The organism is Paenibacillus sp. FSL R5-0486 (genome assembly GCF_037975155.1).
GTDB lineage: Bacteria > Bacillota > Bacilli > Paenibacillales > Paenibacillaceae > Paenibacillus > Paenibacillus amylolyticus.
The window spans coordinates 3,449,650-3,476,335 of sequence record NZ_CP150237.1; the positions used below are offsets into that span (position 1 = coordinate 3,449,650).

Annotated in this window: 22 protein-coding genes and 1 pseudogene; 18 read left to right on the plus strand and 5 right to left on the minus strand. The window is 43.2% G+C overall.

The genetic code is table 11. The annotated features are described in order from the left end of the window. Window positions 1-59: 59 nt before the first annotated feature. Both MKY01_RS15425 and MKY01_RS15430 read right to left on the minus strand, forming a co-directional pair. The gene (locus MKY01_RS15425) at window positions 60-704 is read right to left on the minus strand and encodes a TetR/AcrR family transcriptional regulator (RefSeq protein WP_282321411.1); all 645 of its coding nucleotides are present in this window, start codon (window positions 702-704) and stop codon (window positions 60-62) included. After that, window positions 697-1,899 (minus strand): tetracycline resistance MFS efflux pump, encoded by a 1,203-nt coding sequence (locus MKY01_RS15430; RefSeq protein ID WP_036671164.1) that lies wholly within the window; start codon window positions 1,897-1,899, stop codon window positions 697-699. Before MKY01_RS15430 ends, MKY01_RS15425 begins: the two co-directional genes overlap by 8 nt. 137 nt (window positions 1,900-2,036) lie before the next feature. On the opposite strand from MKY01_RS15430, the gene MKY01_RS15435 reads away from it, so the two are divergent. The 10 genes from MKY01_RS15435 (at window position 2,037) to MKY01_RS15480 (ending at window position 12,736) form a co-directional block, all read left to right on the plus strand. Further along, a complete protein-coding gene (locus MKY01_RS15435) occupies window positions 2,037-2,456 on the plus strand; it encodes a DUF3237 domain-containing protein (RefSeq protein WP_127548556.1) in 420 nt (139 codons plus the stop codon). Window positions 2,457-2,696: 240 nt separating this feature from the next. After that, complete coding sequence (locus MKY01_RS15440) at window positions 2,697-4,280, plus strand: histidine-type phosphatase (protein ID WP_282321410.1); 1,584 nt, start codon at window positions 2,697-2,699, stop codon at window positions 4,278-4,280. Between the two features lie 185 nt (window positions 4,281-4,465). Then, the gene (locus tag MKY01_RS15445; RefSeq protein WP_282321409.1) at window positions 4,466-4,957 is read left to right on the plus strand and encodes a sigma-70 family RNA polymerase sigma factor; all 492 of its coding nucleotides are present in this window, start codon (window positions 4,466-4,468) and stop codon (window positions 4,955-4,957) included. Then, window positions 4,957-5,931, plus strand: a complete 975-nt coding sequence (locus MKY01_RS15450; RefSeq protein ID WP_282321408.1) for a hypothetical protein — start codon at window positions 4,957-4,959, stop codon at window positions 5,929-5,931. The genes MKY01_RS15445 and MKY01_RS15450 overlap by 1 nt, the downstream gene beginning before the upstream one ends. A 198-nt stretch (window positions 5,932-6,129) precedes the next feature. Beyond that, window positions 6,130-6,885 carry a carboxymuconolactone decarboxylase family protein gene (locus MKY01_RS15455; RefSeq protein WP_282321407.1) on the plus strand — a complete coding sequence of 252 codons (756 nt, stop codon included), beginning with the start codon at window positions 6,130-6,132 and terminating at the stop codon, window positions 6,883-6,885. Between the two features lie 127 nt (window positions 6,886-7,012). Next, entirely contained in the window at window positions 7,013-7,894 is an 882-nt protein-coding gene (locus tag MKY01_RS15460) for a LysR family transcriptional regulator (RefSeq protein ID WP_036615799.1), read from the plus strand. 178 nt (window positions 7,895-8,072) lie between these two features. Then, entirely contained in the window at window positions 8,073-8,693 is a 621-nt protein-coding gene (locus tag MKY01_RS15465) for a PTS transporter subunit EIIB (RefSeq protein ID WP_339286912.1), read from the plus strand. Between the two features lie 41 nt (window positions 8,694-8,734). After that, window positions 8,735-9,961 carry a glucose PTS transporter subunit IIA gene (locus MKY01_RS15470; RefSeq protein WP_339287176.1) on the plus strand — a complete coding sequence of 409 codons (1,227 nt, stop codon included), beginning with the start codon at window positions 8,735-8,737 and terminating at the stop codon, window positions 9,959-9,961. A 28-nt stretch (window positions 9,962-9,989) separates the two neighbouring features. Beyond that, a complete protein-coding gene (locus tag MKY01_RS15475) occupies window positions 9,990-11,414 on the plus strand; it encodes a 6-phospho-beta-glucosidase (RefSeq protein WP_282321405.1) in 1,425 nt (474 codons plus the stop codon). Between the two features lie 131 nt (window positions 11,415-11,545). Continuing rightward, window positions 11,546-12,736: an MFS transporter gene (locus MKY01_RS15480; RefSeq protein ID WP_282321404.1), complete on the plus strand. Its 1,191-nt coding sequence runs from the start codon at window positions 11,546-11,548 to the stop codon at window positions 12,734-12,736. A 59-nt stretch (window positions 12,737-12,795) separates the two neighbouring features. Here the strand turns inward: MKY01_RS15480 and MKY01_RS15485 are convergent. Further along, a pseudogene (locus MKY01_RS15485) lies at window positions 12,796-12,966 on the minus strand (GNAT family protein); the annotation flags it as partial. A 26-nt stretch (window positions 12,967-12,992) separates the two neighbouring features. Beyond that, window positions 12,993-13,868: a LysR family transcriptional regulator gene (locus MKY01_RS15490; protein ID WP_339287178.1), complete on the minus strand. Its 876-nt coding sequence runs from the start codon at window positions 13,866-13,868 to the stop codon at window positions 12,993-12,995. Between the two features lie 109 nt (window positions 13,869-13,977). Between MKY01_RS15490 and MKY01_RS15495 the strand changes: the two genes are divergently transcribed. From MKY01_RS15495 to MKY01_RS15520, 6 genes are all read left to right on the plus strand, one after another. Further along, complete coding sequence (locus MKY01_RS15495; protein ID WP_339286914.1) at window positions 13,978-15,369, plus strand: MFS transporter; 1,392 nt, start codon at window positions 13,978-13,980, stop codon at window positions 15,367-15,369. Window positions 15,370-15,763: 394 nt separating this feature from the next. Beyond that, the gene (locus tag MKY01_RS15500; protein WP_339286915.1) at window positions 15,764-17,128 is read left to right on the plus strand and encodes a cytochrome ubiquinol oxidase subunit I; all 1,365 of its coding nucleotides are present in this window, start codon (window positions 15,764-15,766) and stop codon (window positions 17,126-17,128) included. Further along, window positions 17,128-18,141: a cytochrome d ubiquinol oxidase subunit II gene (locus tag MKY01_RS15505; protein ID WP_315371970.1), complete on the plus strand. Its 1,014-nt coding sequence runs from the start codon at window positions 17,128-17,130 to the stop codon at window positions 18,139-18,141. The genes MKY01_RS15500 and MKY01_RS15505 overlap by 1 nt, the downstream gene beginning before the upstream one ends. Window positions 18,142-18,155: 14 nt before the next feature. Continuing rightward, window positions 18,156-19,979 carry a thiol reductant ABC exporter subunit CydD gene (gene cydD, locus MKY01_RS15510; protein ID WP_315371969.1) on the plus strand — a complete coding sequence of 608 codons (1,824 nt, stop codon included), beginning with the start codon at window positions 18,156-18,158 and terminating at the stop codon, window positions 19,977-19,979. Next, a complete protein-coding gene (gene cydC / locus MKY01_RS15515) occupies window positions 19,976-21,703 on the plus strand; it encodes a thiol reductant ABC exporter subunit CydC (RefSeq protein WP_339286916.1) in 1,728 nt (575 codons plus the stop codon). The genes cydD and cydC overlap by 4 nt, the downstream gene beginning before the upstream one ends. Before the next feature lie 171 nt (window positions 21,704-21,874). Beyond that, on the plus strand, window positions 21,875-22,498 hold the full coding sequence (locus MKY01_RS15520) for a hypothetical protein (RefSeq protein ID WP_339286918.1): 624 nt from the start codon (window positions 21,875-21,877) through the stop codon (window positions 22,496-22,498). Window positions 22,499-22,740: 242 nt separating this feature from the next. On the opposite strand, the gene MKY01_RS15525 is transcribed toward MKY01_RS15520, so the two are convergent. Beyond that, window positions 22,741-23,016: a hypothetical protein gene (locus MKY01_RS15525; RefSeq protein ID WP_282321399.1), complete on the minus strand. Its 276-nt coding sequence runs from the start codon at window positions 23,014-23,016 to the stop codon at window positions 22,741-22,743. Between the two features lie 187 nt (window positions 23,017-23,203). Here MKY01_RS15525 and MKY01_RS15530 point away from each other — a divergent pair, with 187 nt between their 5' ends. After that, window positions 23,204-24,820: a helix-turn-helix domain-containing protein gene (locus MKY01_RS15530; RefSeq protein ID WP_282321398.1), complete on the plus strand. Its 1,617-nt coding sequence runs from the start codon at window positions 23,204-23,206 to the stop codon at window positions 24,818-24,820. A 28-nt stretch (window positions 24,821-24,848) separates the two neighbouring features. Further along, the gene (locus MKY01_RS15535) at window positions 24,849-26,594 is read left to right on the plus strand and encodes a sensor histidine kinase (RefSeq protein WP_339286921.1); all 1,746 of its coding nucleotides are present in this window, start codon (window positions 24,849-24,851) and stop codon (window positions 26,592-26,594) included. Window positions 26,595-26,686 lie beyond the last annotated feature (92 nt).

Below are 26,686 nucleotides of genomic sequence, written 5' to 3' on the forward strand. Positions count from 1 at the left end.
GCATACGGAATCCGTTTTTTATTTCAAACTTTTGTTTTATCGATCCATGTACCATGCCATCACTCGGGTATTTCTTCGCTACAAACAAAATGAAGCAGCATCTTCACAAATTGCTCCGTCATCCGCACATCCAATGAATTATCATGAGCACCACGAATAGTTACCATGCGCTGGAGCATGCCCATCATCGTTGTGAAGATAAACTGAGCCAGATCCAGCGGAGGGGACGGATTCTTAATACTGCCGTCAACAACACCTTGGGATAAAGCGTCCATCAGGAAATGATTTTCTTTCCCGTTCTGGTTGAACTTATCATACTCTTCTCTTAATTCAGGGCTAAAATCATACATCTCATAGTTGATATCAAACAATTGAATAAACCGGATGTAGTCTGGATGATTCTCGGCATAAACAACCCATGCATTCAACATAACCGTGAGTTGTTCCCGCCCGTTTAAGTCCTTCGTTGAAGCACGGCTAACCTCATCCGTTAAATGTTCGATCAGTTGCATCTGAATGGCTAGAAGAAGTTCATCCATTGACTGGAAATGTTTATAAAAGGTCACTCTACTAAGTTCAGCTTTTGTACATACATCCTTAATCTTCACCTGGAGCAATCCATATTTCAAAAAAAGCTCCTTACCTGCTGCAATCAAATCATCACGATGTTTATTTCCCAATTGTTGATGCCAGTTTTCATTCACTTGTATACAATTGTCCTTTCTTCGAACGAAATGCGTTCAAGGTCAGTCCGAGAGAAGCGAGTAGCATAATTGCACCAAAAATATACGGGAAGTTTATGTTTTTGTCAAACAATAGTCCTGCGATCAGCGGCCCAATCACCGTGCCGAGACTGGAAAATGTAGTATTCAGACCCGATGCATAACCTTGCCGATCTCCTGCATTTTTGGATATTAACGTGCTGACCGAAGGTCGTAAAAACGAATTAAAGGCAAAGAATAACGCAGAAGCGAACAACAGAAACACAAGGTTGACCTTAATTAACATTAACAATAAAGCTATGGGTGTGATTATTAAGGAGAGACGGATCAACTTAACTTCACCTATTCTCTGTACGAACCAATCCAAAAGCCAGATCTGCACAACGATACCGATAATCGCGCCCAAAGTAATAATGATGGAGATTGTTGCAGCGTCGAACCCGTATTTTTGCTCTGCGAAAAGCGCGAATACTGTCTCATAACTCATGAGACCAAAGGTCATGACAAGCAACACAATCAAGTATTTGAAATAGGGGACTTTAAAAGAACTCCAGATTTTCTTGCCCAAGTGATCTCCTTTTTGAAGACGGATGGAGACCGTTCTTTTCTCGGGGGGAAGTGTCTCAGGCAATAGCAGCGTCATCAGGGCCGCAATCAGTCCCAGACCCGCTGCGAAGAAATAGGGCATGCGAATGCCCATCTCGGCGATGAGACCGCCCAGACCAGGTCCGAGAACCATCCCCAAATTCATAGCTGCGCCGAAATAGCCCATACCTTTTGCACGTGTCTCTGGCGTTGTAATATCGGCGACATATGCGAGGTTGGCAGGAACCATTAAACCAAGACTGATTCCACCGATAAACCGTGCGACATAGAGGAACGGCAATGACGTTGACAGCGCAAATATGATATCTGAAATGACAGACAGAAACATACCCGCAATGATCAACTTTTTGCGTCCAAATCGATCAGACAGTTGTCCCCCGAGAGGGGAAAAGAAGAATTGAGCGGCACCGAAGGCTGCAACTAAAAATCCTGCTACTGTGCCTCCCGCATGAAAAAGCTTCAAATACTCCGGCAATATGGGGATGAGCATCCCTTGCCCCAATAAAGCAATAAACAGATTTAACATCAGAATGAACAGTGGAAAGCGAACTGATTTTGGTAATGTACTCATGTACGTCATTAACCCCTTCGTTTACAACTTGTTAACCTTTACATTGTGTAAACCATTTTAGATGATTTGAAGGAAATATGTAAATCTTTTTTTTAGCGAGTAGAGTTATAATTGAATACATATGGAGGTGGGAACACGTGAAATTAGAGGAATTGTTTACGGTACATGTGAACATCGAAGAATCATTTGATTTGCAGAATAGCGAAGATGATTCGGTTGTCATGATTACTTTTACAGGCAGCGTAACCGGAAAGTACTTTGAGGGAATTGTGTTGGGTGGAGGAGTAGATACGCAGATCATCGGGAAGAATGGTGGTCCGCATACGCTATCGGCAAGATACATGCTCCAAGGAACCGACAACGCAGGCCATTCCTGCAAAATTTATATCGAAAATAACGGAAATATTGATAAAACGCTGAAAACTGCTTTATTTCGTACTTCCCCCAAAATGATTACAGACAGCAAAGCCTTATCCTTCTTGAACCGTGAGGCACTTATTGGAGAAGGTCATCCGACGGAGTCAGGGATAGATATAAAAATATATAGGGCGCTATGATAGTGCGAGACATGTGATAACTATTTTGTTCATGTGTCTCGGAGCAAGATAGCCGGTTATGCAGATCGAGAGTCGCTAAGGAGCGGCTCTTTTTGTCGTATGAGACTTTACGTCAATATTTATATGTACTCTTTTACAATGAATTAACATAGGATGGGTACGGCGCAGACACTTCTCACCTATAGTATGATGAGCGAAAATAAACCCATATCAGGCGGAATAAGGAGAAAACTAATCAATATGATGATCAAAAAAATCGGGATTTCAGTAGCATCACTCGCCATCTTAACGTCCGTAAGTGTGTTTGACGTCTATGGTGCAGGCTCCAAACGCATGATCGAAGTTTCTGAACAATCGGCTAATGTGGTTGTGAACGGACAAAGGGTGGAAGGCGAATCATTTCTCTACAATGGGGTCACTTATGTACCTGCAAGAGCGATTGGTGAAGCCTTGGGGCAAGAGGTAGACTGGGATAACAACACCCAATCGGTTTTTGTTGGACAAAAAATGGATGATCAGCAGCAGGGATACCGCGGTACCAAAACGCCATATCCTTTTAAGGAAACAAGTTATACAAAAGCTCCTAGTGGATATGAACCCATATTTATTAACTACATAGGGAGACATGGCTCCAGACATCTATCCAGTTCCAAGTACGACAAGACGTTATTTGAACTGCTCGACATCGCTGAAATGGACGGGCAGATCACTAATCTGGGCAAAGAGCTGAAGAAGGAAATTGGCAATCTGATGAAGGTTGAAAAAGATCATTATGGATTGTTATCCACTACGGGTGGAGAAGAACTGAAAGGAATAGGGGCCAGAGTTGGGCAGAATTTCAAAGAACTTTTTACATCTGATAAAAAAGTGATTGCACAAGCAACCTTCAAAGATCGAACGCCGCAGAGCAGAGATCAGTTTATTGACGGGTTAAAGGGAAGCTTGGGAGATAACAAATTAGACATTCTGGCTTCAGCTTTTGAAGAAGGGAAAGACCCCTATCTACGGCCCTACGACTTGGCTACGAAGTATAACGAGTACGTAGAAGACGGAGACTGGGTTAAGTTATACGAGGATTATGTCACACAGAACACTGGAACGCGTTATGCAAAAGAGGTCCTTTTGCAATTTTTCTCTGAAGACTTCTATCAACGGCTGGACGCTGGAGAGTTTGAACTGAAAGATGAGAAGGGAAAAGTGAAGCTCAGCAACCCAACCGAGGCTGCTTCTAATCTATATGAACTCTATATCATATCTTCGAATATAAAAGGAGAAGGTGACTTCGAATTCGGGCGGTATTTCACGGCTAATCAGTTGAAATGGTACGAGAGTATTGACAATATCAATGATTTCTATGAAAAAGGTCCATCTTTAACGTCAACGGATTTGCCGCAGAATATCATTGCACCTCTGGTCAAAGAATTGATCGTGTCTACCGACCAGTCCATTCAGCAAAAAGACACGGCTGGTATATTTCGTTTTGCTCACGCAGAAACCATCATTCCACTATCTTCATTCCTGGATATCGCCGGAGCTAATGTGAGTATCGACAAACCGCAGGACGTGACCCAAAACTGGAATGGCTCGGTTATCTCACCAATGGGAGCAAATATTCAATGGATTCTGTATTCCAATGGTAAGGATGTTCTCGTGAAAATGCTTAGAAATGAAGAAGAGATCGCGTTCCCGATTGAAACAAAGACCTATCCGTACTATAAATGGGAAGATGTAAAAGCATATTACCAAAACAAACTGCAGAAGGTAGGCGTAAGCTTGGACAGCAGTTTGGAAGACAACATTGAGCTTTTACAGAAGAAATTCTAATCGGTGAAACGATATGCATTTTATATGAAAATAAAGACGAAGATGAAGAAAGCAACTCCTCTCCATGGGGCTGCTTTCTTTTTTTGCATTTTGAATGAAATGGACCAGTAAAAAAATCCTAAAACAAAATGTGACCAAATGCCGTCCGTAAGAGTGTTAGAGGTATAAAGGAGGGCATACCAACCATGCAGCGATCAGTGCCCCAGCTGGGCGATCATGTGATGAAAGTCTATGAGACATACGCGGATACGCTGTTCCGGATTGCCATGGTGCACCTCGGCAGACGAGAAGACGCGGAGGAAGCCACTCAGGATACCTTCATCAAACTAATAGAAAAAGCCCCTACGTTCAACGATGCGGAGCATCAAAAAGCATGGTTGATTCGGGTCATCACCAATCATTGCAAATCCTTATTAGGCAGAGGCTGGCGCAAACGGGAGGTCAAGCTGGAGGGAGTCGATCCTCTTACAACAGACAACCCTGAAGATCACGCGCTGATCGAACTTGTGCTGTCACTGCCCGTCAAGTATAGATCGGTGGTTCATCTGTATTATTACGAAGATTATCCGATCCGAGAAATCAGCGAGATCCTGGAGATTAGCGAATCAGCAGTGAAAATGAGATTAAAACGAGGAAGACAGCTGTTAAAACTGGAGCTGGAAGGAGAGGGACTGTAATGAACGAAGAACAATTCAAACAAAACTACAAGAAAGCGGTGGATCATATGAAAACAAACGAGCAAATGAAAAAACGGGTAGAGCAATCCTTAAACACGCAACATCAGGGACCAAAACGTCAACGTAAACCACTATACATTGCAGCAAGTGTTGTTATCGCTGCTAGCATTGGATTGGCTGCGCCAAGTGTATGGCAACAATTCAATGGGCCGGCCGTACCAACACCACAGGTGGCAGCGGTGACTCCAGGCGCGTCGGTTGACCCGATCGTGATTCCGAAGATGGAGTTGCCGAGTTCACAGGGCAAAGGCGCGATGGCTGATATGATGCAACTGGTTGTATATGGAGGAAGCGTATATACACAGTCCCCAACATTGCTTGAAGGCGCCAATGCGCTCAGCCTGCGGGGGGATAAACTGGGTACCACCACTGGCGGCATTGATGAGCTGAGCGGCCAGGATAAATATACGGAGCTTGCTTCCAACATTGGCGAAGCTGACATCTATGCTGTTAATGGCTACGATAAGGACTTCCGCATCATGTCCTACACCGAGATCGATGGTCAGGTGTATGCTCAGTTATTCGACAAGAACAACGGGATCACCATTGGTACTGGTGCCGACCTGATCGGCAAGCTTCATATCGAAGGCAACATCGCCTCGGCGCAATGGGAGACGTTCGACAGCTGGAACAACGGATTGCAGCAACTTCAACCGTTAGCAGCGGATGAAGCACTGGACAGCTTTATCTCATCGCTAAATGCTGCCAAACCGATCGCAACGAGCCCGGAATTGGAAGAGAACCTCTACGGCAAGGAAGATCGCAAGATCATCTATCTCACACTGGAAGACAAAACGCAGGTCCCACTGGTTCTGTTTGGTGAAGAAGGTCTAGTTCGTTATGGTAATGTTCCGGCATTCCTGGAAGTGGAGAAAGGCGCGTTCCAATCATTCTGGGACAGCTTGAGCAAGTAAGGCGAAGACAGTAATATGGCTGCACCAAGAAGAGCGAACAGGGCACGCAAGTGCTTTGTTCGCTTTTTTCATCAACAAACAATCACTTGATAGGATTAGGCAATAAAATGATATGAATAGGATATGGATTCTTTCCTCTTTCAATGTAAAATGGGTACACCTAGTTTTAACTAAAAAGAAACAGGAGGTTAGATGAATATGAATCGAATCGAAAAGAGCCAGGAAACATATAAAAGGTTATTCGGCGAGGGAGTTCCAGCGGCATATGCTACAGATCCTGAATTTCAGGACATATTAAGTCGCTTCATATTTGGTGAAATTTTTGATCAAGGTACTCTTGACGATAAGCAACGAGAGCTTATTACTTTGGTCGTACTGGCTACTAATCAAACGTTGCCACAGCTCAAAGCACATACTCGTGCAGCGCTAAATGTTGGGTTGACTCCAACGGAGATCCAAGAAGCAATCTATCAATGCGCACCTTATTTGGGATTCCCCAAAACCTTAAATGCCATATCGGAAATGAATGAAGTGTTCAAAGAGCGAAATGTTGCACTGCCTCTTGAAAGTCAGAAACGGGTTGAAGAAGATAATCGCTTTGACAAAGGACTTGGTATTCAAAAAGAGATTTTTGGCGATATTATTGAGAAAAACCGGGAAAATGCCCCGTCAAATCAGAAGCATATACAGGACTATCTTTCAGCATTTTGTTTTGGAGACTTCTATACCCGCGGAGGTCTGGATCTGAAAACACGAGAGCTCCTTACCCTTTGTATACTAAGTGCACTCGGAGGTGCGGATAGTCAAGTCAAAGCACACGTTCAGGGTAACATCAATGTTGGCAATAATAAAGAAACCATGATCACCGCTCTAACTCACTGCCTTCCCTACATGGGATTTCCTAGAACACTAAATGCTTTAGCCTGCGTTAATGAGATCATTCCAGAGAAATAATCTTCTTTATTTGAAACAACAGACAGTTGATTATCCCAATCAACTGTCTTCTTCTGGTTAACAGGAAGGTATAGTAAAGAAAGAATGATTCAGTAGATACTTAAATGAATGTAAATCAGGAGGAATTATGGAGTTAAGAGTACTTCGATATTTTTTGACAGTAGCTCGAGTAGAAAATATCACACATGCTGCAACGATCTTACATGTGACACAGCCAACGTTAAGCAGACAGTTGGCTGATCTGGAAAAAAATTTAGAAACTCAATTGTTTATACGCGGGAAAAGTAAAATAACACTTACAGATGCAGGCATGCTTCTACGTCAAAGAGCAGAAGAAATTCTCACACTTGCGGATAAAACAGAGAAAGAGTTTAAAGATCAAAACAACCTGGTTGGAGGAACCATATCGATCGGGAGTGTTGAATCATTAACGTCCAATGTTATTTTACAATTATTAAAAGACTTCAATATGGAGTATCCGCAGGTTAAATATCACATCTATAGTGGAACGGGGGATGACATAAAGGAGCGAATCGATAAAGGACTGCTCGATGTGGGCATTTTGTTAGAGCCCATTCACATTGAGAAATACGATTTCATCAGACTGCCCCAGAAGGAACGCTGGGGAGTCCTTATGAAGACCTCATCACCTCTTGCCCAGAAAGAATATGTCACTTCAACCGATTTAGCCGGAGTGCCTCTGCTCATATCCAGCCGATCTGTCGTACAGAATGAGATTGCAAGCTGGTTTGCCGATGAGTATGCACATTTAAACTTTGTTGCGACCTATAATTTAATATCTAACATACTTAACCTCGTAGAGGAGGGGTTAGGGACGGCCATCTGTATTGAGGGTGCGCTTGCAATGAAGCAGTCTGACACATTATGCTTCAGACCTTTTCAACCGGAACTTCAGTTTCCAACAGTGATTGTCTGGAAAAAACATAAGGTATTCAGTCAAACGGAGGTACGTTTTTTGGAACATATCAGGCATGCCTTTCAGGCATAATAAAGTATGAATTATAGGTATTGGCTATAGCTGTTTATCAGATGATATTTTAAAGGTGTAATGAATGCAGCCTTTATGTATTTCAGATAAATAGCTTTTTTTATTGCAAAGAGAAGTTATTTAGAGCGCTTTTGGTCTCATTCATTTAGATGGCAACAACAAGAGGGGGCATTATTGGATGAGCAAGAAATACGAGAAGTTGGCTCAAGATATTGTAGAGAAAGTGGGCGGTAGTGAGAATGTATCCACTCTGACTCACTGTATGACTAGGCTTAGATTTGCACTGAATGATACTAATAAAGCAGATCAAAAAGCGCTTAAATCGTTGGACGGTGTTATTGATGCGCTTGAGAGCGGCGGACAATTTCAAGTCGTCATCGGCACACATGTTGAAGACGTTTACAAAGAAGTGATCAAGCATCTTCAACCTAACGCGAGTTCATCGGGTGAACCAACTCAGGCTAGGAAAGTTAGTATTTTGGGGAAATTAATCGATTTCGTCTCGGGGACATTTAGTCCGATTGTTCCTGCTATAGCTGGGGCTGGTATGATCAAGGCATTACTCGCTCTACTTATTTTGTTCAACTGGATTTCAAAAGATTCCCAAACCTACTATGTCGTAAGTCTTATGTCAGATGCTATTTTCTACTTTTTACCATTCTTGTTAGCGTTTTCGGCTGCAAACAAACTAAAATGTAGTCCCGTCTTAGCACTCGTTTTAGCCGGTGTTTTACTCCATCCCAACTTGACACAATTGCGTTTGGATGGGACTGACGTAAGTGTTTTGGAATCCCGCTAACTCTTGTATCGTATAATTCTTCTGTAGTTCCAATTCTCTTAATAGTTTGGTCACAATCATATATTGAATCGTTGTTTAAAAGGATCATTCCGAATGCAGTGAAAGTTATTTTTGTTCCCATGTGCACTATTTTAGTAACGGGAATTCTGGCCTTAACCGTATTGGGGCCGCTGGGGTCATTTTTTGGAACGTATTTAGCGATGGGCTTTGAATTCTTGGGCGCACATGGTAGCTGGCTGGTTATTTTCCTGGTAGCAACCTTCTGGCCAATACTGGTTATGTTTGGACTGCACCATAATATTGTTCCTCTATCCATTGCTCAAATCACCACATCAGGTTATGAGAATATCCTCGGTCCTGGGGCGATGATCAATTGTATAGGTCAAGGTGTTGCGGCATTAGTTGTAGGGATGAGAACCAAGGATAAAGCATTAAAACAAATTTCAGCTTCCAGTGGGATCACCGCGTTGATGGGAATCACGGAACCAGCTCTTTACGGCGTAAATTTACCGAAGAGATACCCACTTGTCGCGGGTATGATTGGAGCTGCCAGTGGGGGACTATTTGCAGGGCTAATGGATGTTTCCCGTTACGCAACAGGCGCTTCAGGAATCCCGGCGATTCCTCTGTACATTGGTGAAAATATCTGGAATCTATATAACATTTTGATCGCACTTGTTATAACAACTGTCGTAACTGCTGTACTTACCTATTTGCTCAGTTTGAAATATGAAAAAGATGCACCTTCACAGAACACTGTTTCAAATGCGAACGAAGGGAGTGGGGTTGCGGATGAAGTCATTACAATTAAAGATTCTGTTATTGCAACTCCACTTAAAGGTCAGCTTATCCAACTTCAGGATGTACAAGATGCAGCGTTTGCCTCAGAGGCAATGGGTAAAGGAATTGCTATTGAACCTAGCGAGGGGAAAGTCATTGCTCCATTTGATGGCATGATTGTATCTCTATTTCCTAAGAAACATGCTATTGGACTATTATCCGATGAAGGAGTCGAAATTCTTATTCATGTCGGCTTAAATACGGTAAAGCTGAACGGAAAATATTTTGAAGCGTTCGTTGAAGAAGGTCAGAGAATTACAAAAGGGCAGACCTTGCTGACTTTTGATCTGGACAAAATCAGACAAGAAGGATATGTCACTCAAACGCCCGTTATTGTAACCAATTCGTATAGTTACTCGGATGTGATCGCAGAGACTAGTCCCCAAAATATTGATTTTAACAATACATTGTTGGTTGTCAAAGCTTAACAAAACTACAGGTTAGGAGTGTGTTTTAATGACTTTAAGAAAAGACTTTTTGTGGGGTGGGGCAGTTGCTGCTAACCAATGTGAAGGTGGATATGCAGAAGGCAACAAGGGACTATCCACAGTTGATGTAATCCCGGCAGGGAAAGATCGTGTTCCTGTCATGCGAGGACAGTTAAAAATGTTGGAGTGTGATCAAGAACATTTTTATCCGAGTCATGAGGCTATTGATTTTTATCATCGGTATAAAGAAGACATTGCTTTATTTGCAGAGATGGGCTTTACGTGTTTCCGTTTATCTTTGGCATGGACTCGGATCTACCCTAATGGAGATGACGAGTTACCCAACGAAGAGGGTTTGAAATTCTATGAAAATGTATTTGACGAATGTTTGAAGTATGGCATTGAGCCGTTAGTCACCATTACCCATTTTGATGTCCCTATTCATTTGGTGAAAACTATTGGATCGTGGAGAAGTCGAAAAATGGTGGATTATTATGAGAGACTGTGTGAAACGATCTTCACCCGTTATAAAGATAAAGTGAAGTATTGGCTTACCTTTAATGAAATTAACATGCTGTTGCATCTACCTTTTGGTAGCTCAGGCCTAGTGTTTGAAGAAGGTGAGAATGAGGATGCTGTGAAGTATCAGGCGGCTCATCATCAATTGATCGCAAGTGCAAAAGCAACTGAAATTGCGCGTAGAATTAACCCGGAAATTAAGATTGGCTGTATGTTAGCAGGTGCCAACACTTACCCGTATACATGTGCACCAGATGATGTCTGGAAAGCCATGACAAGAGATCGCGAGCACTACTTCTTCGTCGATGTACAGTCCCGAGGAGAATACCCAAACTATGCCAAGAAAATGTTAGAACGAATGAATATTAATTTAGCCATGGAAGACGGGGACGAGGAATGTTTGAAAAATAATACGGTTGATTTCGTTTCGTTCAGTTATTATGGTTCACGATTAACCAGTGCAGACCCGGAAGTAAACACACAAACGGCAGCTAACCTGTTTCCGACACTGCGCAATCCTCATTTGAAAACGAGTGAATGGGGATGGCAAATCGATCCTGAAGGTCTAAGAATTACAATGAATTCCTTGTATGACCGATATCAAAAGCCACTATTCATCGTTGAAAATGGCTTAGGAGCGATAGATACTCCTGATGAGACGGGATATATTGCGGATGATTATAGAATCGAGTATTTGCGTCAACACATCCAAGCTTTCATAACAGCAGTGGAAGAAGATGGCGTAGAGTTGTTGGGTTACACGTCCTGGGGTTGCATTGATCTAGTAAGCTCAAGTTCTGGAGAGATGAGTAAACGATACGGTTTCATACATGTCGACAAAGATGACGCTGGAAATGGTACGTTGAAACGTAGCAAGAAAAAATCCTTTGAATGGTTCAAAAAAGTTATTCAAAGTAACGGCAAAGAACTCTAATCGACTGAGCAGTAACGTATGAAGTCATCGACTTATGCGTTACTGCTTTATCCATTTATCGCAGCATCAAGGCTAACTATTGGCCATATGGAGCAAATACAAACATTAGGAGTTGGTTTTTTATAATATCCATGGAGAAGCTTAAAACATATTCGTTATTGTCCGTTGCGTTATTAATTTCTTCAGGTCCAGTGATTGCCGCTAACATTCCTGCGATAACCAATGATTTTCCAGAGATATCGGTAACACATGTAGGATTATTAACGACCATACCTTCATTATTTGTCATTCTTGGTGTGTTAATTGCTAATCGACTTGAACTTCTTATTGGGAAGAAAGCAACTATACTAACTGGATTAGGACTTGTTCTCATTGCGGGAGTATTCCCTGCATTGTATCATGACCTTTTTTCGTTGCTGTTCATTTCTCGCTGTTTGTTTGGGTTAGGTGTAGGTTTATTTAACCGGCTCATCATTCAGATGATCAGTGATATGTATCATAAGAATCCAGCTAAACAAGCAACCGTAATTGGCTTAGAAAGTGCCTTTGAGGGATTAGGAGGCATTTGTCTAACACTACTCGTTGGTCAACTATTGAAAATGGGCTGGCACACATCATTTTATGTCTACGCCCTGGCACTTCCTATTTTCATTGCATTCCTGATTTTCGTTCCTTCTGATAAAAAAGAGCTTAATAGAAGAGAAGAGGTCACCACGAATCCAAGCCACACAAATAATAAAAAAGCCCTTCAAGTCATGATTGGCTATGGTCTCTTATTATTTGTAATAGTAGCTATTTTCATCAATTATAATTTACAGATTACTCCTTTGATTTTGGAAAAAAATATCGGAACTGCGACAAATGGAAGCAACATGATTGCATTTATAGGTTTGGGAGCTTTTGTTGCCGGTTTTTCTTTTGGGAAAGTATACAAAACACTCGGTAACTATATCGTTCCATTATCGATTCTGTTACTTGGAAGCTCGATGTTCGTTACGACGATCTCGCAAAGTATTATTCTTACTACCGTGTGCTCAATGATCATCGGGTTTTCATTCCGCTGTATAATGCCCTATTTATTGCATACTTTTGCACAACAAATCGCCATAATGGCAAAGCTGGGTACGACCATTGTTCTGATCGCGTATAACTTGGGAGCCACACTTTCACCGTATGAAGGAAGGTTAATTACGCAATTATTACAACTAGATACAGTGCAATCATTAGTCTCAAGTAATGCAATGATTCTATTATGGATTTCAGTAGTTAGTTTGGGAATAGTAACCCTTCATCGCAAAAAGAAGAATATTCAACAAACATAGAAAACAGGGAACTTCTTGATATGGAGTTCCCTTGTTTTAGAGTAAGTTGTATGAACCATTTAAATAGAATTTTTGTAATACACCAAGTGATCGGTCCATTCATTATTTTCGTGTATAAACCCTTTACGTAGACATTCGAATTCCATACCAACACTCTCTGCCAGTTTCATGAAAGGGGTGTTATCCACATTAATATGAGCCTCTATGCGGTGGAATTTCAGATGTTCGAATGGACTCCTCTGGATTGAATTTATGCTCATGGCATAGCACTGAAATAGTCCATAACCACGCTGCGAAACTCTAAAGCGGCTTTGGAAATATACCTGTTTTTGTGCGAAAGTAGAGCGATTTCCCGAACGAGCTGGTGTTCCTCTACCTGAAGATATCTAATGCGCTCATGCGGGTTTCTGGCTGTGCTAGGTATAAACGCGAGACCGATCTCTGCCTCCACAAGGGCTGTTAATCTTGCAGGCTCATCCCCTTCATATACATACTTTGGTAGGAAACCAGCGGATTGACATACGGAATCTACCATATCACGAACCCCATACCCTTGCTTCACCCCAACAAACCGCTCGTCCTTAAGCTCGGTTAATTGAATGCTGCTTCGGTCGGCATATTGATGACCCATAGGAACAGCGACTACAATCGGGTCGTCATATAGTATCTGACATTCGATATCGTCACCTTCAATCGGAGGGGAGGAGAGACAAAAGTCTACCTCGCCCCGATGCAGAAGTCTGGACATGTTTTCTAACGAAACCATTTGCACATGGAACTGAATATCCGGCTTGTTTTTCCGGAATTCCCCCAGTATACCTGGCAATGTGCTCGCCGTAGTCACTGCCAATTGCAGTGTACCCTGATCCGGATTGGAGAGGTCAGCAATTTCCCGCTTTCCTTGTTCCAATTCAAATAAGGCTTTTTCAGTTCGCTGAAGAAATGTTCTTCCAAAGTCGTTTAGTCGCAGCTTTCTCCCGATTCGATCAAATAAAGGGACTCCAAGGTCGTCCTCTAATCGTTGTATCGTTTTGCTCAGGGAGGATTGCGTGACATGCAGCTTTCCCGCAGCTTCCGTAACATGCTCGCATCGGGCCACCGTCAGGAAATATTTTAGTTGAAGAAGCTCCATTTGCACCATTCCTTCATTCCTTCTAGTTCATCAAATCATAACATATAATGCGTTGGAATAAATGAATACGTTCAAGTAAAATAACAGCAGAAGAGAGAGAGGTGCACCAATGAACGTTCGAAATAAAGGATTGATGTTAGCTGTTGGACTCGGAATTATGTTGAATCCGTTGAATTCCTCCATGATTTCGGTGGCAATCTCCAGGCTACAACAAGTGTATCAACTTAATTTTACAGCCGTTTCGTGGATTATTTTATCATTTTACATTGCCAGTGCTGTCGCTCAACCCGTCATGGGCAAGTGTAGTGATTTGTTTGGCCGCAGGAAGATCTTCCTCATGGGTCTTGTTATTGTTTTTGTATCGTCCATGCTAGCTCCGTGGTCTCCCAGTTTTTCGTGGCTCATCGTATTCCGGATTGTTCAATCAATTGGCACAAGCATGATGGTGGCCGTCGGAATGGCGATTGTCAGAATGAACGTGACTGAAAAACAAGCCTCCGCCTTGTCCACCTTGGCTATATTCCTTTCTGGAGCGGCTGCAATTGGACCTTTTATTGGTGGAGTATTGATTCATTGGTGGGACTGGCACAGCATATTCTTCGTTAATATTCCGTTTGTCTTGGCGAGTTTTTGGTTCGCCTGGAAAACAATCCCGAAGGACGAGCAATCCCCGTCTATCTCTGGTCACATGTCCATTCGGCAATGGCTTGCGTTAATTGACGCACCAGGTATCCTGATGTTTACGGTAGCTTTGGTGACTCTGCTCATCGGTTTGCTTTCAGTAAATTCCACAGGAGATATTTCAACATGGCATCTGCTGACAGGGGGGATCGGGTTAATCGCATTCGTCATGTTCTTCCGACATGAATTAAAAGCAGCCACGCCTTTTATCCCTCTGCGAACGTTTGCCTCATATCCGGAGATGACTTGGGTGAATGTGCAATACATGCTGGTGAACATCCTGTTTTACGCACTTTTTTTTGGAGTTCCTACGTATTTGAAGCAGGTACGTCATCTCAACGAAGTTCATACAGGAATGAGCATGCTAGCTTTAGGGTTATGTTCAGTCATTATTGCTCCGATCGCAGGGCGCTGGATTGACAGATCAGGATCACGGCCAGCTCTGATCGTATCCGCTTCTTTAATGACATTTGGCTCTATATTAATCGTTGTTATGAATGAAACTTCTCCAATCTTCATAATCATTGTTGCCTTAGCTTTATTTGGCATAAGTAACGGCCTAAACGCGGTCGGTATGCAAGCAGCTCTGTACAAAAGCACACCCAAAGAAATGATTGGAGTCGCATCGGGTATTTTTAATACATCACGCTACTTGGGGACCATTTTATCGTCGTTATTGATTGGAATTGTTATGGGGGATACATTCAATGTGACAGGATTTCAGATGCTTGGAATCATCCTTACGGTATTAGCTGCATCACTGATCATCATGAGCATACGTCGCGAGGCAGGTGCGGTGAGTCCGGAGAAAGTAAAATAGAAAATCTTCCGTGCAATAACACGTTTACACCCAATGAATCAATAGCTCCATTGGGTGTATTTTTTGATTTTCACCAAGTTGTCAGAAAGAGTTGATCCTTTCTTGAACGTTTAGGGTAGAAGACGTGTCTTTGATTGAATTAGGTAAAAATAAAGATATAATAATTTTGATTAATAGGTTTCGTTAGTACTTTAAGTGCATCAATATCAGATTTTAATAGGCATCCAATGATTGTTATTATCGGAGGCCTACAGGAGTAAACGCATTATAGGTGTGGCAAGATATCGTCATACCTAACTTTGTGAAATTTTTCGCAACTCTGCATTGAGCTTGGCCAAATCTGATATTGAATGTTTCTAAATTGAACAGAGTTTGAAAGGAGGCAACACAAAGAATGGCTATTGATACGGTTTTATGGAGCAGGCTAGTGACTGGTTTGACGCTCGGGTTCCACGTGATTTTTGCAACGCTTGGTGTCGGCGTACCTTTGATGATTGCTATTGCAGAGTTCATCGGCATTCGGAAGAAGGATCACCATTACATACTTATGGCAAAGAGGTGGTCCAGAGGGTTTGTCATTTCTGTAGCGGTTGGTGTCGTGACAGGCACAGCGATCTCACTACAGTTGGCCTTGGTATGGCCGAATTTTATGAAACTTGCCGGGAATGTCATTGCACTGCCACTATTTATGGAAATATTTGCATTCTTTTTTGAAGCAATATTCCTGGGCATTTATCTGTACACGTGGGATCGGTTCAAAAATCCGTATATCCACTGGTTGCTGACTATTCCGATTGTCGCCGGGGCAGGCATGTCTGCTGTTTTTATTACAACAGTGAACGGATTCATGAACCAGCCTGAAGGTTTTGTCATGGAAGCAGGTCAATTCATGGCAGTGAACCCCGTGCAAGCGATGCTGAATACAGCGACGTTCTCCAAAGTGTTCCATGTATTAAGCTCGGCTTATCTGACAGGAGCTGCTCTGTTAGCAGGAGTAGCAGCCTTTGCGATGCTGAGAAAAGGAGTGTCGGCCTACCACAAAAAAGGCTTGAATCTCATGATGGCCGTTGTGCTGGTATTCAGTTTGTTAAATTCTTTAGCTGGAGATGTGTCTGCCAAGTTTTTGGCTGAGCATCAGCCGGAGAAGCTCGCAGCTGCCGAGTGGCATTTCGAGACGGAAAGCGGCGCGGATTTGATTTTTTTGGGATGGCTGAATGCAGAACATGAAATTATAGGCGCTCTTCATTTGCCGAAACTGCTCAGTTTCCTTGCCTTTGGAGACTTTAACGCCGAGGTAACCGGGCTGAACGAATTTCCACCAGATGAACACCCGCCCTTACTTGTGCATTATTTGTTTGATCTAATGGCTGGTATTGGATTCGCTCTGCTTGCTATATCAAGTCTGTACTTCCTGTTTGTATTCTGGAAGAAACGTAATCAGTTTAACAAGTGGATGCTACGTATGGTTGCACTGAGTGCACCGCTTGCTTTTCTGGCCGTTGAGATGGGTTGGTTCTATGCAGAGATCGGGCGGCAACCATGGATCATCCGAGGTTATATGCGGGTAGAAGAGGCCGCTACTTCTTCACCGAGTGTGAGAATTTTATTTTTCGTCTTCTTGCTTCTCTACATTCTGCTAGGCGTTATGTGTGTCGTCGTACTGAGACGGTTGTTCAATAACAATCCTGCTGAACTCGAGATGGAGAAATGGTTGAAGGAGAAGCATGATCAATCAGCCGAGAAAGGGGGCCAGGCATAATGAGTTATGAATTAATTGGTATTTCGGTACTCTGGCTGTTCTTGTACGGCTATCTTATTGTAGCTTCCATTGATTTTGGAGCAGGTTTCTTCGCCTTTTATGCACGCCTGACAAAGCAGGATCACCTGATTAATCGTCTGATCTCCCGTTATCTATCACCGGTCTGGGAGATCACCAATGTATTTTTTGTCTTTTTCTATATTGGCATCGTTGGATTCTTTCCGGATACTGCTTACTATTATGGCTCCGCGCTACTTGTTCCGGGAAGTATTGCCGTCATTTTACTTGCCATTCGTGGTTCATTCTATGCTTTCGAAAATTATGGTTCCAAAAAAAGTATCGTGTATTTGTTCTTATACGGAGCTACGGGTCTACTTATTCCAGCGTCATTGTCAGTGGCACTGACCCTGTCTGAAGGTGGCTTTATTTTGAAGCAGGGAGATACCGTTTCCCTGGATTACTGGGCACTATTTACGAATCCATTATCGTGGAGCATCGTTGGACTGGCGATCGTGTCCGTATTGTTCATTAGTGGGTCATTTCTCACATTTTACGCTTCTCGCGCAGAGGACCATTCGGCATTGAAGCTCATGCGGAACTATGCTTTGTTCTGGAGCACACCGACCATTATTCTCGCGCTGACTGCATTTATATATTTGGGTCAACACAATGAGCGTCATTTTCAAAATATGATGGATTTATGGTGGCTGCTGGCGCTTTCCGTTGCGTTTTTCATGATTGCCATGTGGCTGTTATATAACGGACGCCGTTACGGATTAGCTTTTATATGCATCATGCTGCAATTTTTCACAGCCTTTTTCGCCTACGGAATTGGTCAATATCCTTACATTCTTGATCCATTCATCACCATTCAGAGTAGCGCGACACCACCAGCGATGGGTTTTGCACTCGTCGTTGTGTTTATCGGTGGTCTGTGCCTGTTAATTCCTTCTCTTATTCTGGTCTTCAAACTGTTCCTGTTTGATGCGGATTATGTGAAAGGGAAAAAATAAAGGAGGAGCGTTCAATGAAAAGGAGAGGCAAATCCAATCTGATCTCGCAGCAAATGTCTTTACAACGAAAAAACAGACTTCTCCTTGCGATCATTTCGCTGGCCCTTGGTGTAGCTATTATAAGCCAGGCCACCTTGGTGGCTGAAGCAGTCCAGCGAATCTTTGTAGAGAAAGCTTCCTTTTCATCAGTGATCCTGTTGCTTGTCCTATTATTGGCTGTTATGGCCGTACGCTCACTGTTGTCGTATGGTAATGGGAAAGTGGGCTTGCATATGGCAGCACGCGCCAAGACAAATATGCGAGCATCTGTGTTGCAGAACCTGACCCGCGCTTCCATGCCTTCAACCCTGAGTGGACAGACGGGAGGAAAGGTCAGTGTTGCTTTGGATGCTGTGGATGAGGCCGACAGTTATTTCAGTCAGTACATGCCGCGTATGATGGAAGCTGCGATGATCCCGATTCTGATTCTGGTTGTTACGTTTACGCAGCACTCTAACACAGGCTGGATTATGTTGTTTACGGCACCGTTTATCCCGCTGTTCATGATCTTGGTTGGGCTCAAGACAAAGAACAAATCAGAAGAAAAATACGCGCAACTGGCTGAATTTTCCGGTACATTTCTGGATTCGCTTCAAGGGCTGGTTACGTTGAAAATATTCGGACGGGCTAAACGTCAACAGCAGGAGATTGAACGCAGCAGTCTGGGGTATCGTGATGCCACCATGGGCATTTTGAAGATTGCATTTACAAATACGTTTATGCTGGAATCGATCGTGATGTTAAGCATTGGTATTGTCGCGCTTGAACTGGCTATTCAATTACTGGTTTTCAAATCGATGAGCTTCCACACAGCCTTTCTCGTGTTGTTACTCGTCCCTGAGTTTTACAGTCTGTTGAAGAATACAGGAACGGCTTTTCACAGCGGGCGAACCAGTATGGGGGCCATTCGCAAGGTGGAACAGATGCTCGCGGACACTAGTGTCAAGAGCACACAAACGAAGCCTGAAGAAGGACCGGATCAAAGCGAATTAACCGATGTCGATGCAATTGCAAAGACGGAAGAGCTTCGTACAGCTCGTGCCGAGTTGATTCCAATGCCACCAACCATTGAACTGAACGATGTCCGATTCCAGTACACACCTGATTCCTTTGGACTTGAGACAGGACAGATCTCGATTGGACCGGGAGAACAGATTGCTATTGTAGGCAAAAGTGGCTCAGGTAAAACCACGCTGCTTCATCTCATTGCCGGTTTACTGAAACCAGATTCGGGAGCGGTTCTGGTTAACGGAAGCCAGCTTTCGCAACATGATGAGGCTGCATGGTTTGAACGTGTTAGCTATATTACACAGCATCCGTATATTTTTGCAGGTACATTTGCCGAAAATATCGCGATTGGCGCGGGTCGGAACGTCTCCAGAGCTGAAATTGAGCAGGCGGCAGAGGAAGCAGGGCTTGCTAGCGTTGTTGCACAATTGGAGCAGGGCTTGGATACGTTTGTTGGTGAAGGTGGCCGGGGGCTGTCTGGTGGGGAAAAGCAAAGACTTGCTTTGGCACGTGCTTTTCTGAAGCGACCAGCTGTTATTTTGTTCGACGAACCCACCGTTGGTCTGGATCTACACACCGAGCGGGTATTGCAACAATCCATTGCGGCATTAGCCAAAACGGCAACGATGATTACGGTGGCACACCGTTTATATACAATTCAACATGCGGACAACATTTTGTTTATGGATAGTGGGGTATTAGTGGATTCAGGACATCATGAAGCACTTCTGGCGCGCCTGCCTCAATATGCGGAGATGGTTGATGTACAACGGAAAGGAGGGTTAGCATGAATGAGCTGACGATTCTGTCAAAAGCGATGATTCAGGAGCGCAAGGATATCTTGCTTTCGATATTGGGCGGATTTATCGCCGGCATAGCAGGGGTAGCTCTCTTTTCCGCGAGTGGCTATATGATATCTCAAACAGTATTTGCGCCACCGCTGTACACCTTAATTGTACTCACCTCCATGGTCAAACTACTTGGTTTCCTTCGAGCGGCAAGTCGCTACGGGGAACGCTTATATTCGCACAGGGCGACATTCTCCATGCTGAGCCGTTTGCGGACGTCTTTTTTTGCCAAACTGATCCCGGTAACGCCAGGTATATTGAACAAAAACCGAAGCGGGGATCTGCTTGCGCGGATCGTGGGTGATGTGGAAAGTTTGCAAAATTACTTTTTGCGGGTCGCGTATCCACCCATCATGGTCGTTATGGTGTTTTTGGCTACCATGCTGTTCACTTCGGCCTTTTCGATCTGGATTGCGTGTTTGTTAGTACTAGGTATGCTGATTACGGCATTTGTTGTACCAGGTATTGTCTTGTTAGGTCAGCGAAAAATAAACGGACGTGTCCGCCAGCAACGGGCCTTGCTGTCCACGGAAGTAACCGAAGTGTTGTATGGTTTCAGGGATCTGAAAGTATACGGCCAATTGGAACAGCGTGAGCAACAGCTTCAGCAGGCTTCTGCTGCATTGGCAACGGAACAGAGGCAAGCCGCTTCGCAATTGCTGCGCGGGCAATCCATGCACGTTTTTGTGACGTATCTTGTTACATGGGGAGTGCTGGCACTGAGCGCCTTTTTAATTGTGAATGGAGCGTTTGCAGGTGTATTCCTCGCCATGTTGATCCTGGCCACGCAGACCGTGTTCGAAGAAGCTGCCGCAATGGCTATATTGCCTCTATATAAGCAGGACAGCGAACACGCCGCTCAGCGACTGGCGGAAACAGTGCCAACCTCCGATGTACAACTTGTACAGCCAAGCGGTGAAGTTTCAGCCGATCAGGCGGTTTCGATTGACCTATCCGGTGTTAACTTCCAATATGAAGGGGAATGGAGACCGGCGCTGAGGGAGCTATCCCTGCAACTTGCAGCAGGCTCCAAAACAGCGATTGTCGGGCCGAGCGGGTCAGGCAAGTCAACGATTATTGATTTGTTACTCAAGCTACGCGCACCAACGTCTGGCGATATACGATTAAACGATGTTTCGGTGAAGGAACTGAATGAAGAGAGCATTTGGCAAGGGACGAATGTCGTGTTGCAGCAAAGCCACTTCTTCCGGGGAACCATCCGGGACAACCTGTTGCTGAATGGAGAAGAACATTCGGATGAACAACTGTCGGCTGTGCTGGATAAAGTCCAACTGCCGAATAAGTTGTTGACCGACATGGTCTATGAAAAAGGGGAGAACCTGTCGGATGGTGAGAAGCAGCGGCTGGCTCTCGCACGGGCCATGCTGCGCAAAGGACGGTTATGGCTTCTGGACGAACCAACTTCTTCGTTGGATTACGTCACAGAGAAACATGTGCTCCAGCATCTTCTTGCACAAGCATCCGAAGATACATTTCTTCTGATCTGCCATCGGCTGACGGGATTGGAAGAGATGGATCGGATTGTGGTCATGGACCAAGGCAAGATCGTGGAATCAGGTTCTTTCTGTGAGCTGATGGAGCAAAAAGGCTATTTTTATGAAATGAAACAAATTGAACGACAAATGATTGGAGACGCCGGGGCGTGAGAATCTAGTCTATTGAGTTGATAATACTGTCGGTTGTCGTTAATGAAGAAAATTTCAATAAATCAATTTTTATAAATCTAACTAAACCCCAAAGGATGCAGTGCATATACTCCTTGGGGTTTGTTTTGATATAATAGTTTTTTTATGTCTATGAAGGAGATGGAGATGGAGATGGGAAAGTATAAGTGGGATATTGTTTTTTATTTGGCCGTATTTTTATTTGTTGTGTACATGAAGATGAATGACCAATCTCTGTTTTGGATACTTGGAGTTGTTCTCACCGCTACTCTGATCATGTTTACCATTCGTATTTTTTATCCTCTGGGTTGGGAAACACGCATGGAGCGCGTCGAGGCTTTTCTACGCAGACAGGAGAATACCCCAAAGCTTTATATCTATTACGCTCTTGCAAACAGACTTGATGATGAATTGGAACACACAATAGAGCGCATCAGAAATGAGGACACCAATAAAAGGACCCAAGCAGTCTATAATGCAGCTTACGGCTCCTATCGCAACGACTTGGTAGCTGTTCGTACTGCGGTGCAGAATATGCGTAGATCGGATTATCGTACATATTATGAAACGTATTTGCTTATGGAAGAAGGAAGAAGTGAGCAGGCGAGGGAACACTTAAAATCCATTAACAAGGTCTGGATGAGATCTTCGCTTCTTGCAGCGATTGAACTAAAAGCGGGACAACGCGAAACTGCGATTCAGCTAATACAAGAAGCAATGCATGCTGTCAGAGGTGTCCATCGTTATATGATATTCAAGGAATCAGAAAGATACTAGGGCGTGTCTCAAACGATGAACAACAATCTTTCTTGGCATATAGTACAATTGACACGGACAAAAGCTTGTTCCACATAGGAGCAAGCTTTTATCTTTGGTATTAAAGGAAGGACAGGAAGGACAGGAAGGACAAGAGTATACAGAGGCGCTAAACTGTTCGGCATAGTGGAGAACACCCGAATTAAAATGCTCTCCAACCAGTAAGCCTATATGATGAGAATCTTAAAGACTTTAATTTACCTTTACATAACAACAGATGATTTAGCCGTTTTATTTTTCTTCGCAAGCGGCTTTTTCCTTAGTGTCCTATCATACAAATATGGTTTTCCGTGATAATCCCGTGCATGCTTTTGTTTCTGCTTTTTATGTATATCAACCTTGATCTCCAGATTGGCAACGTTATTCTGGAATTCAGAAGCAATTCGTTTGCACCATTTCAAACCACTTTCTTCAGATGCACTGAAATGAACACGTAATAGATATCCGTTCACCGTTAATTCAAACTTGTATAAATTCATGATATGTATCCTTTCCAGACGGGCATGTTATGTTACACCAAATACGATAATCTGATTATAACAGGAACGTATGTTCTGTAAAAGTCTTATTTATGATACCCGCAATTCAATAAGGTTCGCTAGACATCTTTGCAACAGTTCGTTTAATGGTAAAATATCTAAAAATGGTTCATGTTGGGGGATACGCATGTATAAACTGATGATCGTAGATGATGAATTGCTCATGCGGGTTGGAATTCGTTCCATGCTGAATTGGGAAGAGTATAATTTCTATGTTGTGGGTGAGGCGGGAAATGGAAAAGAGGCATTAAGCCTTGCGCTTGAAGTGATGCCTGATCTAATTATTACAGATATCAAGATGCCGATTATGGATGGGCTACAGCTTATACAGGAGGCCTCCTGCGTACTGAAAACCTGTAAGTATGTCATCCTGAGTAATTTTGACGAATTTCATTATGTGAAAGAGGCGCTAAAACTTGGCGCCTCAGATTACTTGATTAAAAGTGAGATCTCCGAATCCTCCCTTATTGACCTCCTGAGCACTGTTGGACAGAAACTGCAAAGTGAACATGTTCACCCAACCAACACAGCCTCTATAACACAGGACTATTCCAAGAGCCTAAGATATCTAAAGGATAGTTTCTTCCAAGATATTGTAAGCGGATTCATTAGTGAGGAGGATATCGTCACCAAAGCGGAAGAACTACATTTTCGTATACGTTCGGACCAGTTGGTTGTTATTAAGTTCATCGTGAATTATTACGAGGATGCAAAGCGGAAATATGTTGAGAAGGGGGAAAAGCTGCTCCGATTTTCGATTCTTAATATTATGGAAGAGATCATTCCATCGAAGTGGGAGAAAGAGATTTTTGTTGAAAGTTCCTCTGAATATTGGGTGATCGTCAATGTACTTCCTGAGAGCCAATCTGTACACGCCGACTTGAATAAACTATGTAATAAATTGCTGTCTTCGATCAAGGATTTTATGAATCTATCGCTCACGGCTGGAGTAAGTAGAATGACTTCCGGTTTCCTTCACATCAGGAAGGCCTGCCAAGAGGCAGAAACGGCTCTACAACAGAGTTTCTTCACAGGAAGCAACCAGGTGTTGTATTACGATGATATGGTTCAATCCCCAGATCGACATGAAGTTAAGGGGGCTTTAAGCCCGCAACAAGAACGAGATTTGTTGAAGTTATGGGTAAGCAAAGACAACCAAATGGCGGAAGAGTTCCTTGAAGGAATCCAATCCAATCTGGAACAGCTACGAGCGGATGAGAATAGCATTCGCAAGCAATATATCATGGTAATGGAAACGATACATTCCCATCTATCCCGAGCTACAGAAAGAGGTGCACCTTCTTTAACAGAAAAATCACCCTATGAAATCGTTCTAAAGGGGGAGTATTGGGAGGATATCCACCAAGATATGCTTGCTCATATTGCATATTACTTCCAAACCGATTCCCAAATCAAACAGGAAAGCACTTACACCGATCTCGCCACCGAATTGATCGACAAGTATTATGCGGAAGATATCTCACTGCAAAGTATCGCTAGCCAAATTAGTGTGAATCCGTCGTATCTCAGCCGTGTGTTCAAACAGGAACGAGGAGAGAACTTTATCACGTACTTGACCCGAGTTCGAATTGAACATGCCAAGGCGTATCTATTGAGCAGAGGAATGAGAGTGTATGAAATCGCAGAAAAGGTGGGTTACCATAATTACACGTACTTCAGTAAGATTTTCAAAAAATCGGTAGGTGTCACTCCTGAGGAATATCGAGAATTACAGCAGGGATGAATGTAATCGGTGAATAGAGGTGCAGCATATGAAGCATGTTCGGCCCTTCCGAATCAAGTACAAAATTATGGTGATCTGTATGACGGTCATTATCCTTCCGGTATTGGTGATGACAATCAATTCGTATTACTCCTCAGAGCGGTTGTTGACACAGAACTATACAACGTTGCTAAACGATCTGGCCAAACAGACGAATATTCGCATTGACGAGTTCCTCAAGGAGATTGAGAAAATTTCGCTGCTCGCCAGCAATGGCCTTAGTGACAATCTGTCTGCGACTCATGAAGGGAGTTTTCCGATCCAGGATTTCCTGCGAGAGGGTGATGAACAACATGAGATTGCCGCATACAATATTCTGATGAATTATATCATGATGAAAGATCGCGTATTCTCCATCTACCTCTACAATATGAACGGGGGGCAAGACCTTTTTGTCAGTCCACATCAACCCATTGATCCAAACTTCAAAGTAGCAAACGAATTGTGGTTTAAAAAGTTCATGCATGATAAGGATCGAACCATTACCCTCACAACACGAATTGATGAGCAATTGGAGAATAAAATACTGGCAGTGTCACACGCTCGCAAAATTCATGATGTGACTAGTGGAAAACTGCTTGGCGTGATTGTTGTCAGCATTGATATCAAATTCATTGAAATCGTCAACCGCAACTTGCAGGAAGGACTGCGCTCCAGATTCATGATCGTTGATGAGAATGATAAGATCGTATATAACGTGAACGAACGATTAATCGGGACACTGTTTCGAGATAACGTTCGTCCGCCTGAATCACTAAATGTCGTGGTGACCAGTCCCCTTAGTCAGCAAAAATGGACAACTTACTTATATATGCCTTTGGATGAGTTGACTGCTGATGGCAAAATATTGGGCCGTAATCTGGTGACGCTTGCCATTGTCATTGTTCTTTTTGCTGCCGTCATATCCATCTTTTTATCTCACGTGATCACAACTCCCATTAAAAAACTGCTACGGAATATTGCTTTAGTCGAGAAAGGTCAGTTTGAACAAGTTGAACCTATTGGCTCCAGAGATGAGATTGGACATTTATCCATTCGATTTAACAGAATGTCGCATGAATTGAAGCGGTTGGTCGAACGGATGCAGCAAGAAGAAATAGAGAAAGCCAAGGCCGAGATGCGTGCGCTCCATGACCAGATCAAGCCACATTTTCTGTATAACACCCTTGGGTCGGTGAAATGGATTGCCTCGATGCAGCAGGCTGATAAAATCGTGGAAATGACCGATGCCTTAATCTCGATGCTCCGCTATGCAACAAAATCCGATGGAACCCTCGTAACCATTCGTGAGGAACTTGATAATATAACGAATTACGTAACGATCCAGAATGTCAGGTACTACGATTGTATTCAAATGAGATATGAGGTTGAGGATAGACTGCTGGATTATCGCATGCCCAAAATGATCCTGCAGCCGATTGTGGAGAATGCGATTTTTCATGGTCTGGCCGAACTTGAAGAAGACGGAATCATCACCATTCGAATTCAATCACAACTGGATGAAGTTGTGATCGAGGTCTGCGATAATGGTGTTGGTATGGATCATCATACGATGCAGAATTTAATGGAAGAGAAGTCCGGTGCAGGTACGGGAACGAATGGGATTGGATTGCATAATGTGCAACGGCGGATTCAACTTCATTTTGGTAAACCTTATGGAATTCAGGTGGAGAGTAAAATAGGTGAAGGTACCATTTTCTCCATTCTGCTGCCTGCGATCCTAGAACCCAAATAGTCATACATGCTTTCATTTATGCATCTCATAATGCGGTACAGCGATCATAAAAATAAGTTTAGATATAAACAAAGGGCTCGCAGTATGAACTG

Coding starts and splice junctions, on each gene's coding strand:
- MKY01_RS15430 (WP_036671164.1), bottom strand. CDS start 1,899: ATGAGTACATTACCAAAATCAGTTCGCTTTCCACTGTTCATTCTGATG.
- MKY01_RS15440 (WP_282321410.1), top strand. CDS start 2,697: ATGATGATCAAAAAAATCGGGATTTCAGTAGCATCACTCGCCATCTTA.
- MKY01_RS15445 (WP_282321409.1), top strand. CDS start 4,466: ATGCAGCGATCAGTGCCCCAGCTGGGCGATCATGTGATGAAAGTCTAT.
- MKY01_RS15450 (WP_282321408.1), top strand. CDS start 4,957: ATGAACGAAGAACAATTCAAACAAAACTACAAGAAAGCGGTGGATCAT.
- MKY01_RS15455 (WP_282321407.1), top strand. CDS start 6,130: ATGAATCGAATCGAAAAGAGCCAGGAAACATATAAAAGGTTATTCGGC.
- MKY01_RS15460 (WP_036615799.1), top strand. CDS start 7,013: ATGGAGTTAAGAGTACTTCGATATTTTTTGACAGTAGCTCGAGTAGAA.
- MKY01_RS15465 (WP_339286912.1), top strand. CDS start 8,073: ATGAGCAAGAAATACGAGAAGTTGGCTCAAGATATTGTAGAGAAAGTG.
- MKY01_RS15475 (WP_282321405.1), top strand. CDS start 9,990: ATGACTTTAAGAAAAGACTTTTTGTGGGGTGGGGCAGTTGCTGCTAAC.
- MKY01_RS15480 (WP_282321404.1), top strand. CDS start 11,546: ATGGAGAAGCTTAAAACATATTCGTTATTGTCCGTTGCGTTATTAATT.
- MKY01_RS15490 (WP_339287178.1), bottom strand. CDS start 13,868: ATGGAGCTTCTTCAACTAAAATATTTCCTGACGGTGGCCCGATGCGAG.
- MKY01_RS15495 (WP_339286914.1), top strand. CDS start 13,978: ATGAACGTTCGAAATAAAGGATTGATGTTAGCTGTTGGACTCGGAATT.
- MKY01_RS15500 (WP_339286915.1), top strand. CDS start 15,764: ATGGCTATTGATACGGTTTTATGGAGCAGGCTAGTGACTGGTTTGACG.
- MKY01_RS15505 (WP_315371970.1), top strand. CDS start 17,128: ATGAGTTATGAATTAATTGGTATTTCGGTACTCTGGCTGTTCTTGTAC.
- cydD (WP_315371969.1), top strand. CDS start 18,156: ATGAAAAGGAGAGGCAAATCCAATCTGATCTCGCAGCAAATGTCTTTA.
- cydC (WP_339286916.1), top strand. CDS start 19,976: ATGAATGAGCTGACGATTCTGTCAAAAGCGATGATTCAGGAGCGCAAG.
- MKY01_RS15520 (WP_339286918.1), top strand. CDS start 21,875: ATGGGAAAGTATAAGTGGGATATTGTTTTTTATTTGGCCGTATTTTTA.
- MKY01_RS15525 (WP_282321399.1), bottom strand. CDS start 23,016: ATGAATTTATACAAGTTTGAATTAACGGTGAACGGATATCTATTACGT.
- MKY01_RS15530 (WP_282321398.1), top strand. CDS start 23,204: ATGTATAAACTGATGATCGTAGATGATGAATTGCTCATGCGGGTTGGA.
- MKY01_RS15535 (WP_339286921.1), top strand. CDS start 24,849: ATGAAGCATGTTCGGCCCTTCCGAATCAAGTACAAAATTATGGTGATC.